Genomic DNA, 11,015 nt, shown 5'->3' with positions numbered 1-11,015 from the left:
GCCGCGGTCGCCGCTCAGGTCGGCACCCGCCGCGGCGCGGTCGCCGCGATCCTGGCCGCCCGCGACGAATTACACCGCCAATTCCCCGAACCCGCGGCCGATACCGTCCTGGCCGTCGCCGTCATCCCCGCCGCCGACCAGCCCGACGGCCCCTGCGATATCGCGTGGGTCGGCGACTGCCGCGCCTACCGCTGGAACGGCCGTGTCCTGCATCAGATCACCACCGACCACACCGTCGCCGAACTCCTTCGCGCCCAGGGCCGCCAACCCCTCCCGCGCATGAGCCACCTGGTAACCACCTCGGTCCGCACGGTCACCCCCGAAGCCGTAGGCCACTCCATCACCGGCACCAGCCACGGCCGTCTCCTCCTGTGCACCGACGGCGTCCACAAACGCCTGGAAATCGCCACCATCAAGGAATTCCTCGCCGCCACCACCCCCGCGGGCCCCACCGCGGACGCCTTGGTGGACATGGCCCTCCGCACCGGCGGCACCGACAACACCACAGCCCTGGTGGTCGACCGCACCTGACGAGCCACCCGCATCCCGTAGCCTGAGGCCGGACAAGCGGTTCGATCGAAGGGGTCTCGATGGCCGTCCGCGCGGTGAGCTTCGGCGTTGCCTATTTTCGTGAGCCGCACCGGTAACGATCTGGCCCACGCGGTGCTCGCTCATCCGGATATCGGTAAGAGTCCAGAGGCGATGTTCGCCGATTGCGGGAACTCTCCGTCACTTTCGGTCGGGAGTGCGGTTTGGGCTGTGCAGGCCCAAGGTTGCGGTGGCCAGGGTGCGGCGTAGGGGCCAGGGGAGGGCGGTGAAGAGGGCGAGCATTGCGGTGGCGGTGGTGCGGGGGTTGGTGGAGGAGAGGTAGGCGCGTTGGTGGTGTGGGGGGAGGGTGAAGAAGATGTCGAAGAAGGCGGGGAGGGTGGTTGGGGGGAGAGCCAAGAGGGAGCGGAGGCCCGCTGTGCGTAGGAGGTGGATGGTTTTGCCGGTGGGGCCGGTGAGAGTGTCGGCGGTGGCCAGGGATGTGGTGAGGCTGTAACCCGTTGCGGGGTGGAGCATTGCGGCGGCCGCGCCGAATCGGTGGGGGGAGGGATGGCCGCCCTGAAGGGGGAAGCGGACGTGCTCGGTGGGTTCGGTGCCCTGGAGGGTTATGCCTCGGGTGTGGAGGCGGTGGTGGAGGCGGGTGCGCAGGGTTGAGAGGGGGAGGGCGGGGCGGCCCGCGAGGCAGGTTTCCTCCAGGAGGAAACGGTTGTGGCCCAAGGGTATCGCATACAGGAACGACGGTGTTTGATCCGGGGCTGCGCCGCTGTCGGGGCGCCAGTCCATGAACAGCGGTTCGTTCCAGATGGTTTCGGGCACCACGACGCCGTAGGCGGTCTGTTCGGCGTGCGCGGGGGAACGAGATATGCCGCGGGCATCGATCGCCCGGCGGGCGGTGAGGATCTCTCCCGAGGAGAGATGAACTCGCGCAGGCCGTTTCATACGGAACGATCCGTGCTCGATGGCGGTGGCCCGGGCGGCGATCACCCGCGCGGCGTCGAGGGTCAGCGAGTCGCGCAGGGCCGCGGTGTCGAAGACGACATAGCGCCGGTCGATCTCGAATCGGCGTGTGCCCCAGGCGATCGGCCGCTCCACCGTCGCAGCCAGGACGCGCCGGTCGAGCCAGTGCGGGAGCTCGTCGGCCCAGCCGCCGTAGGTCGCGGTCCAGCGGCGGTCCGGATGCGGGTCGACAACCGTCACCGAGAAGCCCTGTGCCAGTGCGCGATGCGCGAGAGCGCGTCCGGCCGGGCCCAGGCCGCATACGATGAGATCGGTGGTCACACCGGAATTGGACCAGATCTGCGGCTCGTGATCCGTCATCCCGGCAGGCGTTTCGGTCGGCCTCGGCGCGTCCGGTAGGGTCTGCAGGCCATGCCCGGGGGGACGACCGCGGAGGGTGCATGGTGGCCCGGGCGCGGAAGGTGGCAGTGATGACGTATCCCCCTGGTTCCGGCCCGTACGGCCACAATCCACAGGAACAGCCCGGCTGGGGTCAGCAACCAGGATGGGGTCAGGGCCAGCAGCAGGGCTGGGGTCAGGATCCGCAGGGCTGGGGTCAGCCCGCCGGATATCAGGGCTACCCGGGCGGATATCCGCCGCCGCCCCCACCGCCGAAGAACAACAACGGTCTCATCATCGGCATCGTCATCGCGACCATCGCGGTCCTGGTGATCGGCGTCGCCGCGGTCGTACTGATCACCAAGGGCAAGAGCGACAACGACAATCGCGCCACCGGCACCACCACCCCGGACCTGGTGACCGCCACCGACAGCTCCACCGCCCCGTCCACACCGCGTTCGAGCGCGCCCGCCCAGCCCGCCTCCGGCAAGTTCAGCTATCGAGAACAGGCCAAGGACTGGAACTTCAAACTCGGCGACGTCCAACTGCACGCCGACTGGGTCGAGGGCCGCGACGACGCCAGCTGCCACGACATCGAGGTCAACGGCAAACTCACCGGCCTGGGCTGCCAGTACGCGGCCGAGATGGTCTACCGGTCCGAAGGCGGCGGTCTGATGCTGACCCAGTACGTCCTGGGCATGGCCGACGCCGACAAGGCCAAGACCGCAATCGGCCAGTACACCGACGAGGATCTCGAGCCCCGACCCGGCACCTATATCGAGGACTTCTCGGTCGGCAAGTGGAAAGACGACAGCGAGAAGCAGTTCCTCGTCATCACCCTGGTCACCACGACCCGGGCCGTCAACGAGGACACCGCCTCCAAATATCTGCGCTACCTGCATCAGGACATGCTGGGCGCGTTGGCCTTCCGCTAGATCCCGCCGGTGGCCAGCAGGCCGCCGTCGACCCGCACCACCTCGCCGGTGATCCAGGAAGCGGCATCGGAGACCAGGAAACCGATCAGCCCGGCCACATCCTCGGGTGTGCCCAGTCGCTTCAGCGGATAGGTCTTGGCGACCTCCTCCTCCCCGGCGGAGTACAGCGCATCGGCGAAGCGGGTCTTCACCACGCCCGGCGCGACCGCGTTGACGCGAATATTCGGCCCGAGCTGCCAGGCCAGTTCCTCGGTGAGCCGGATCAGGGCGGCCTTGGAGGCGCCGTAGGCGGCGATCACGCCGGTGGACCGGATGCCCGCGACGCTGGCGACATTGACGATCGCGCCGCCGTTGTCGCGCATCCAGGTCCGATACGCCTCCTGCACATATCCGAGCGCGGCCACCACGTTGACGTCGAAGATCTTGCGGACCGCGTCCAGATCGGCCTCCATGAGCGAGCCGTAGACCGGATTGATCCCGGTGTTGTTGACCAGGATGTCCAGCGATCCGAATTCGGCGACCGCGGTGGCGACCTGATCGGCGCGCGCGGTGCTGTCCCCGGAGTTACCCGCCACCGCAACGACTTTGCCCGGATGACCCAGCGCGCGCAGCTCCTCGGCGGTCTCCTCGAGCGGTTCGATCTTGCGTGCGGTGATCAATACGTTCGCCCCGCGGGAGAGCAACTCCGCCGCGATCGCCTTGCCGATACCCCGGCTCGCACCCGAAACCAGCGCGCCTCTGCCCTTGAGATCCTCACTCATGAGACGGCACGTTACCCGCAGCGTGGTCCGCGTTACGGCTCGGTTTTGTTCGCATGGGTAAAATCGGTGGTTCTTGCGTGTGCCCGCGTTGCACACTCGAGCCAGCCGACGCCGATATCCCGAGGAGACGTTTGTGATCACCGCGACCGACCTGGAGGTCCGGGCCGGAATCCGCACCCTGCTTACCGCGCCGGGGTCGGCGCTGCGGGTGCAGGCCGGCGACCGGATCGGGCTGGTCGGGCGCAACGGCGCCGGCAAGACGACCACGCTGCGCATCCTGGCCGGTGAGGGTGAACCTTACGCCGGAAAGGTCATCCGCTCGGGCGAAATCGGTTATCTGCCACAGGATCCGCGCGAGGGCAATCTCGACATCCTCGCCCGCGACCGGGTGCTGTCCGCCCGCGGCCTCGACACGCTGATCCGCGATATGGAAAAGCAGCAGGCCCTGATGGCCGAGGTGGCCGACGACTCCGAACGCGAGAAGGCCGTGCGCAAATACGGCCGCCTCGAGGAGCGGTTCTCGGCGCTGGGCGGCTATGTCGCCGAGAGCGAGTCCGCGCGCATCTGCCACAGTCTGGGTCTGCCCGATCGCGTACTGGGTCAGGCGCTGCGCACGCTGTCGGGCGGTCAGCGCCGCCGCATCGAGCTGGCGCGCATCCTGTTCTCCGCCTCCGACGGCAGCGGCGGTAAATCCGACACCACGCTGCTGCTCGACGAGCCGACCAACCACCTCGACGCCGACTCCATCACCTGGCTGCGCGGCTTCCTGCAGGGCCACGACGGCGGCCTGATCGTGATCAGCCACGACGTCGAACTGCTCGAGGCCGTGGTGAACAAGGTGTGGTTCCTCGACGCCGTGCGCGGTGAGGCCGATATCTACAACATGGGCTGGAAGAAGTATCTCGACGCCCGCGCCACCGACGAACAGCGCCGCCGCCGCGAGCGCGCCAACGCCGAGAAGAAGGCCTCCGCGCTCAAGGCCCAGGCCGCCAAGCTCGGCGCCAAGGCCACCAAAGCCGTTGCGGCCCAGCAGATGGTCAAGCGCGCCGAGCGCATGCTGGCCGAGGTCGACGAGGTGCGCGTGGCCGACAAGGTGGCGCGGATCAAATTCCCCGAACCCGCCGCCTGCGGCAAGACGCCGCTGATGGCCGAGAACCTGACCAAGATGTACGGCTCGCTGGAGATCTTCACCGGCGTGGACCTGGCCATCGACCGCGGCAGCCGGGTGGTCGTACTCGGCCTCAACGGCGCCGGTAAGACGACGCTGCTGCGGCTGCTGGCCGGGGTGGAGACGCCGACGGCCGGTGGTCTGGTGCCCGGGCACGGTCTGAAGATCGGCTATTTCGCGCAGGAGCACGACACCCTCGACGATCGGGCGTCGGTGTGGGAGAACATCCGTCACGCCGCGCCGGACGCGGGCGAACAGGATCTGCGCGGCCTGCTGGGCGCGTTCATGTTCTCCGGACCGCAGTTGGAACAGCCCGCGGGCACGCTGTCGGGTGGTGAGAAGACCCGCCTGGCATTGGCGGGTCTGGTGTCCTCGGCGGCGAATGTGCTGCTGCTGGACGAGCCGACCAACAACCTCGACCCGATCTCGCGCGAGCAGGTGCTCGACGCGCTGCGCAGCTACGCGGGCGCGGTGGTGCTGGTGACCCACGATCCGGGTGCGGCCGAGGCGCTGAATCCGGAGCGGGTGATCATGCTGCCCGACGGCACCGAGGACCACTGGTCCCAGGACTACCTGGAACTCATCCAGCTGGCCTGAGGCGGCGACGGCGTTGCCGACATCATTGGCGACAACGCCTGTGCCGCAACAGGTTTCAGCCTACTGCGGTCTCTGTCTCGTCGGAGGCCGAGGAATCGGAAGCCGAGCTGTCCGATGCCGAGCTGTCCGATGCCGAGCTGTCCGACGCCGAGGAATCGGACTCCTCTTCGGGCTCCGGTGCGGCGTGCCGGGGCTTGTACGGTGTGCTGGTATCGGACTTCGGGGTGAAGCCCGCGATCAGGCCGGTTCCGGCCTTGCTGACCTGAGCGCTGCCCGTGCCCAGGGCGGCGCTGCCGGATCCCAGCGCCTTGGCCAGCTGACCGAGCGGGCCGCCGATCGCGCTGCCGCTGTCCATCCCGAGCAGCTGACCGCTGCCCGAACCGAGCATGTCGGCGACGGGCGCGACCGAGGAGCTACCGGTACCCAGGGCCGAGCTACCGGTGCCGAGGGCCTGGGCCAGTGAACCGCCCGCATTGGCACCGGCCTGCAGGACCTGCGCGACGCTGGTGAGCAGCGCGCCGAGATCGGGGGCCGCGGGTGCGGTCGGCGCCGCGGCGGGAGTGTTCTTGCGGGTCGAGACGGTCTCGGCGTCGGTCTTCTTGGCATGCCTGCCGCCGGCGTTTCCGCCGGTCAGCCGCTCCGACTTGGGCGCGACCGTGTCAGCGACAGTGGTGACCGTGCGCTCGGTCTGCTGGTCGGGGTTCTCGTAGGTGAGCGGGATACCATGCTTCGGTTCCGTGTCAATGGCCACGGGTGCGACATCGACCGGACCGGTGGAGTCCGCGACAGCCGGTGCAGGCAGCGGGGTGACCTTCTCGGTCTCGTGGGCCTGCGGCGAGAGCCGGTCGGCGTTGGCCCGCGCCAGTACGCCCGTCGAGCTGTCGAGATCGGTCCAGCTGGTGGTGGCCTCGATGGCCCGGTTCTCGTGTGAGCTTTCGGCCGAACCATGTTCGGCGGTGACCGCGGCGGTCACCAACGCGGTCATCGAGAGCATCGCCATCCGGACCGGGCCCAGGGCGGTGCGCTTGACGCTGTGTTTCCCCATCAGATGTTCCTTCGTCGAGAGTCGGTACGCCGCGACGCAGTTCCTCGGTGAAATGCCTGGCCGTCTGTTCGACGCTGCGGCGCCTGGTGGATCTCGTTATTTGTCCGTGATGTGGCTCGAATAGTAAAGCGGGCGAGTGTAAGTCGGCCACCGGAGTTAGATGTGGCTTAACCCGAGTTAACCTGAGCCCCTCACAGCCGGACAGGGTGCACGATGATCTTGCACCGCACTCATGCTGACTGCCTGGCGATTTGGCGGGATCTTGGCTCGTTCGTTAAGGCGGGGCTTCAAAATCCTTCAGCTACGGAGCGTTACGTTGCGATCAGATCACGACTTGAATACCCTTCGGGCACAGAACGATTCCACAAACGCTGTGAGATGCATTCGAAATCTCCGCAGTGATTCCTTTTTATGTGTTTGTCTATTCGAAGGGAACCATGAGTTTCTCGTCGGCCACCAAGCGTTCAGTGACGGCCACCATCGGTCTCTCGGCGTTCGCTGTCGCGACCATCGCCGGGGCCACCCACGCGGGCGCGGCGCCGCAATCCGACTCCTCCAACGCCGATGAAGTTATTCGCCTCACCAATGCCGAGCGCGCGAAAGCGGGTTGCTCGCCGCTGAAGGCCGAGAGCCATCTGACGCAGGCCGCCCAGGCCCACACCGAGGATATGGCCCGGACCGGCAGGCTCGATCACAACTCGTCCAAGGGCGATCCGGGCGATCGGATCGCGGCGACCGGTTACAAGGCGAACACCTGGGCCGAGAACATCGCTCAGGGATACAGCGACCCGAAGTCGGTGGTCAACGGCTGGATGAACAGCTCGGGCCACCGCGCCAACATTCTCAACTGCGGTCTGAAGGACATCGGCGTCGGCGTGGCGAAGGGCCGCGGCGGTCTGTTCTGGACGCAGGACTTCGCGACCGGCACCGGTGGCGGTAAGCCGACCGATCCGGGTAAGCCGACCGATCCCGGTAAGCCGACTGATCCGGGTAAGCCGACTGATCCGGGTAAGCCGACTGATCCGGGTAAGCCGACTGATCCGGGTAAGCCGACCGATCCGGGTGAGCCGACCGATCCTGGTGAGCCCGGCGATGGCGGCGATACGTCGAATCCGTGGGACCCCTGGCTCCCGGGCGGTGGTGACGGCGGCGATTCGCACAACCCGTGGGACGACTGGTTCCCCAAGCCGAGCAAGCCCGGTAAGCCCGGTAAGCCGTCGAATCCGTGGGAGGACTGGTTCAACAACTGGTTCGGCGGCGGCCAGCAGGGCGGCAGTGAAGACGTGTCCTGGGATCCGTGGAGCAACGGCTTCGATTCCCAGGGCGAAGACCAGGATCAGTTCGCCGGTCAGGGCGGCGGCTGGTCCAACGGCCCGCAATGGTGGTAGCGGGCGAGGGCGCTGCCCGGTGAGATGACATTGGACCATCTCACCGGGCAGAGTCCCGAATCAATCCTGTTGCGGCAGATGCTTTTTGGCGTCGTCGTAGCCGGCCTCGCCGCGCTCGCCCGGACCGTACACCGCGTGGATCACGCCGGTGCGGAACGTGGTCGAGCGCAGCAGGGTCAGCGGCAGGGCCGCGTCGGCGTCGGCGAACAGCCGCTCGCCGGAGCCCACCGCGATGGGATGTATGAGCAGATGGAGTTCGTCGAGCAGGCGCGCCGCGAGCAGCTGCCGCACGATCGACACCGAGCCGCTGATGCCGATGGGACCGCCCGGTTCCTGTTTGAGCGCGGCGACCGACTCGATCAGATCACCTTTGAGCACTTCGGAATTGCGCCAGGTGAAGGTGAGATCCTGATGCGACACCACGATCTTGCGGGCATCGCCGAGCTTGGCGGCGAAGTGTGCGTCCTCGCCGCCGGCGGCCTCCCGATCGGGCCACGCGCCGGCGAAGCCCTCGTAGGTCTTGCGGCCGAGCAGCAGGGTGTCCGCGGCGCCGAGCTGCTGGTCGACGGCCGACCCCATCTCGTCGTTGTAGTACGGGAAGTGCCAGTCCTGCGGGTTCTCCACCACGCCGTCGACGGCGATGAACAGGCCCGCGCTGATCGTCCTCATGTCTGTGCTCCTGGTCTTGTGGGATCTCGTGAGTACAGACGGCGAGGTCCGGAGAAATTCATCGAATTAGGGGGTCGACACCGAATTCGTGATGCGAATCACACGGAGGCGTTGATCACCGAACGCAGAGTGTCTAGCCTGGAATGAGGCTGCAGGGCAACCGGAGGAAGCCATGAGTGACAGGCCCGCACAAGGGAAGTCCACGTTGGGTAAGGGCACGCGCGTCACCGGAAAGTCGCGAGACCGCCTGCAAACCCAGCTCAAGAAACAGTACGAGGCGGGTGCCAGCATCCGTTCGCTGGCACGGGAAACCGGCCGCTCGTACGGATTCATCCACAACGTACTAGTGGAGTCGCATGTGCAGCTCCGCAGTCGCGGTGGAGCCAATCGCCGCAAAGTGGCGTCCAAGTAAGGCTCGATGTCGCGAATCGCGCTGCGGGGCTTAGCCTTCCGCTGTTCGTGAGGCCGGTGGCGGTCTCCTCGTGAGACCGCCTGTGCCGGAAAATCTCTCGGGCTCGGAGGTGGATTTCTCAGCGCCGGTTGGCGTTTCGCTCGGCCCACCACTGCGGGGCGTCGACGAAGTGATTGTCGAATTCGTCCTGTACGGCGGCCAATTCGGCGAGTGTCGCCTCGCCGTGGGCGACCTTCTCGAGCACCCGGAAGTACTCGAAGCGCTGCACGCCGGGCGTGAGCGCGATGAGGATGCGCGCGGCGCTGTCGGGCGCCGCGCCGAACGCGTGCGGCATGTGGCGTGGCACCACGATCGAGCCGCCCGCGCCCACGGTGACGATCTCGTCGCCCGCCATCACCTGCAATTCGCCCTCGGCGACGTAGAACAGTTCCTCCGAGCGCGTGTGATAGTGCGGCGTGGCGCCGTCCGCGCCGGGAGTCATGGTCACCTCGAGGGTGCTCAGGCTGTTACCGGTCTCGTGCGCATCGATCAGCAGCCGCATGGTGACCTGATCGGTCCGATGCACCTCGGCCTGGGCGGGCTGGCGGATGACGGCCGGGATGCGGGGTGCGGTGACGCTCATAGCGGGCTCCGATTGTTCGCTGCCTGATAGTTCGGTGGCTAACTATATGGCATCGAATAGAATTCTGTCCATGGCGAACGAGAAATCCGATGCGGTGGACGAGATCGTCGCGCAGTGGCAGCGGGAGCGGCCCGATCTGGAGCTCGAGGCGATGGGGATCGCCGGGCGGCTGGGTCGGCTGTATCTGATCGCCTCGCGCGCGGTGGAGGCGGTATTCACCGAGCATGGGTTGCAGCGCGGGGAGTTCGATGTGCTTGCGGCGCTGCGTCGTTCGGGGGAGCCGTTCGAACTGAACCCCTCGGCGCTGGCCGATACGCTGATGCTGTCGCGAGCCGGGATGACCGGCCGGTTGGATCGGCTCGAGCAGGCCGGGCTGGTGCGCCGCATCGCCGACGCGCAGGATCGCCGGGCCGTGCGCGTCGCACTGACCGAGGCCGGGCGAGAATCGGTCGACGCGGTCGTCACCGCCCATACCCGCAACGAGACCCGGCTGCTGTCGGTGCTGTCGGCCGAGGAGCGCGGCGAACTCGATCGGCTGCTGCGCGTACTGCTGCGAAGTATGGAGTAGCGCTTCAGTATCCGGGCACCGCGGCGTCGGCGGTGACCAGGAAGTTGGCCAGGCTGTGGAAGATCGGCAGGCCGGTCTTGATCTCCAGATAGGCGAACTGGCCCTGCGGATTCACCTCGAGGAAGTAGTATTCGCCGTCGACGCCGAGGCGGATGTCGAGCACCCCGAACACCAGTCCGAGCGCGCCCATCAGCGTCGCCAGCGACTTGCTCACCGCGGCGGGCAGCCGCGCGGGTGTGAATTCCACGGCCGTGTCCAGGCGGGAATCCACCCGTCCCACACCGGATTGCGAGTCGATGCGCACCGTCCACTCCAGTCCGTCGATCCACACCACGCGCAGATCGCAGTCGGCATCGATGTAGTCCTGGAAGGTGGTCGGCGCGGAACGGATGGTGGCCAGGCGGTCGAGATCGCCCGGCCCGAGCAGCCGGGTCTCGGCGAAGGCGGCGCGGCCGGTGCCGGTGCGTTTGTACACCACCGGACCGGGCCGGGTGGCGACGAATTCGCGTGCCTCGTCCGGGTCGTTGGTGATGAGGGTGTCCGGGACGGCGAAGCCGGAGCGGCGCGCGGTCTCCAGCTGGACGATTTTGCGGCAGGCCGTGCGGTCGGCGCCGGGATCGTTGACCCACAGCGCCGGAATCGACCACAGCAGACCCTGCAGGAAGCCGTCGCATTCGGCCTGGCGGAACTCGTCGTCGGCGCTGGAGATGCCATTGGCGACCAGGCTGCGGTGCGGCCGCCGCCACCACACCGCGGTCACCGCGTCCAGGCCCGGGATATGCGACAGCGTGCGCGCGGTGCCGATCCGGCCGAGGCGGAAACTGCCGCTCTCGCGCGGGAAGTCGCGCATATCCAGCCGAATCGGGGTGATGCCGTGCCGATTTCGCAGCGTGGCGGCCAGTGCGTCGGCGTGCACGTCGTGCGTTTCGGTGACGATCAGAACCGAGCTCGCCGTGCCGCCCGCCATGG

The 11,015-nt window shown here is 67.5% G+C and carries 12 protein-coding genes; 6 read left to right on the top strand and 6 right to left on the bottom strand.

Going from position 1 to position 11,015, the window contains the following annotated elements; genetic code table 11:
* Positions 1 to 531: PP2C family protein-serine/threonine phosphatase (locus tag NP4_RS41720; protein ID WP_068001607.1), on the top strand; the 531-nt coding region annotated here is incomplete at its 5' end.
* Between the two features lie 198 nt (positions 532 to 729).
* Here the strand turns inward: NP4_RS41720 and NP4_RS23500 are convergent.
* Complete coding sequence (locus NP4_RS23500) at positions 730 to 1,863, bottom strand: lycopene cyclase family protein (RefSeq protein ID WP_068001604.1); 1,134 nt, start codon at positions 1,861 to 1,863, stop codon at positions 730 to 732.
* A gap of 110 nt (positions 1,864 to 1,973) precedes the next feature.
* Between NP4_RS23500 and NP4_RS23495 the strand changes: the two genes are divergently transcribed.
* The gene (locus NP4_RS23495; protein WP_147287903.1) at positions 1,974 to 2,816 is read left to right on the top strand and encodes a threonine synthase; all 843 of its coding nucleotides are present in this window, start codon (positions 1,974 to 1,976) and stop codon (positions 2,814 to 2,816) included.
* Here the strand turns inward: NP4_RS23495 and NP4_RS23490 are convergent.
* Positions 2,813 to 3,577: an SDR family oxidoreductase gene (locus NP4_RS23490; RefSeq protein ID WP_068001598.1), complete on the bottom strand. Its 765-nt coding sequence runs from the start codon at positions 3,575 to 3,577 to the stop codon at positions 2,813 to 2,815. The two genes, NP4_RS23495 and NP4_RS23490, sit on opposite strands and share 4 nt — an antisense overlap.
* A gap of 133 nt (positions 3,578 to 3,710) precedes the next feature.
* Between NP4_RS23490 and NP4_RS23485 the strand changes: the two genes are divergently transcribed.
* The gene (locus NP4_RS23485) at positions 3,711 to 5,342 is read left to right on the top strand and encodes an ABC-F family ATP-binding cassette domain-containing protein (RefSeq protein WP_062515006.1); all 1,632 of its coding nucleotides are present in this window, start codon (positions 3,711 to 3,713) and stop codon (positions 5,340 to 5,342) included.
* A gap of 55 nt (positions 5,343 to 5,397) precedes the next feature.
* Here the strand turns inward: NP4_RS23485 and NP4_RS23480 are convergent, their stop codons facing one another.
* Complete coding sequence (locus NP4_RS23480; protein WP_068001596.1) at positions 5,398 to 6,387, bottom strand: hypothetical protein; 990 nt, start codon at positions 6,385 to 6,387, stop codon at positions 5,398 to 5,400.
* Positions 6,388 to 6,824: 437 nt separating this feature from the next.
* On the opposite strand from NP4_RS23480, the gene NP4_RS43110 reads away from it, so the two are divergent.
* The gene (locus NP4_RS43110) at positions 6,825 to 7,775 is read left to right on the top strand and encodes a CAP domain-containing protein (protein ID WP_147287902.1); all 951 of its coding nucleotides are present in this window, start codon (positions 6,825 to 6,827) and stop codon (positions 7,773 to 7,775) included.
* 60 nt (positions 7,776 to 7,835) lie between these two features.
* Here the strand turns inward: NP4_RS43110 and NP4_RS23470 are convergent, their stop codons facing one another.
* Complete coding sequence (locus tag NP4_RS23470; protein ID WP_068001591.1) at positions 7,836 to 8,444, bottom strand: dihydrofolate reductase family protein; 609 nt, start codon at positions 8,442 to 8,444, stop codon at positions 7,836 to 7,838.
* Positions 8,445 to 8,616: 172 nt separating this feature from the next.
* On the opposite strand from NP4_RS23470, the gene NP4_RS42730 reads away from it, so the two are divergent.
* Entirely contained in the window at positions 8,617 to 8,856 is a 240-nt protein-coding gene (locus NP4_RS42730) for a helix-turn-helix domain-containing protein (protein ID WP_062515014.1), read from the top strand.
* A gap of 118 nt (positions 8,857 to 8,974) precedes the next feature.
* Here NP4_RS42730 and NP4_RS23465 read toward each other — a convergent pair whose 3' ends face one another.
* A complete protein-coding gene (locus NP4_RS23465; RefSeq protein ID WP_068001589.1) occupies positions 8,975 to 9,478 on the bottom strand; it encodes a cupin domain-containing protein in 504 nt (167 codons plus the stop codon).
* A 70-nt stretch (positions 9,479 to 9,548) separates the two neighbouring features.
* Between NP4_RS23465 and NP4_RS23460 the strand changes: the two genes are divergently transcribed.
* Positions 9,549 to 10,046 carry a MarR family winged helix-turn-helix transcriptional regulator gene (locus NP4_RS23460; RefSeq protein WP_174556167.1) on the top strand — a complete coding sequence of 166 codons (498 nt, stop codon included), beginning with the start codon at positions 9,549 to 9,551 and terminating at the stop codon, positions 10,044 to 10,046.
* A gap of 4 nt (positions 10,047 to 10,050) precedes the next feature.
* On the opposite strand, the gene NP4_RS23455 is transcribed toward NP4_RS23460, so the two are convergent.
* Positions 10,051 to 11,013, bottom strand: a complete 963-nt coding sequence (locus NP4_RS23455) for an MvdC/MvdD family ATP grasp protein (protein ID WP_068001586.1) — start codon at positions 11,011 to 11,013, stop codon at positions 10,051 to 10,053.
* Positions 11,014 to 11,015 lie beyond the last annotated feature (2 nt).

Origin of the sequence: Nocardia pseudobrasiliensis NBRC 108224 (assembly GCF_001613105.1) — a bacterium.
GTDB classification, from domain to species: Bacteria; Actinomycetota; Actinomycetes; order Mycobacteriales; family Mycobacteriaceae; genus Nocardia; species Nocardia pseudobrasiliensis.
Note: the sequence above shows the minus strand (reverse complement) of the source record. Positions and strands in the feature narration are given on the sequence as shown.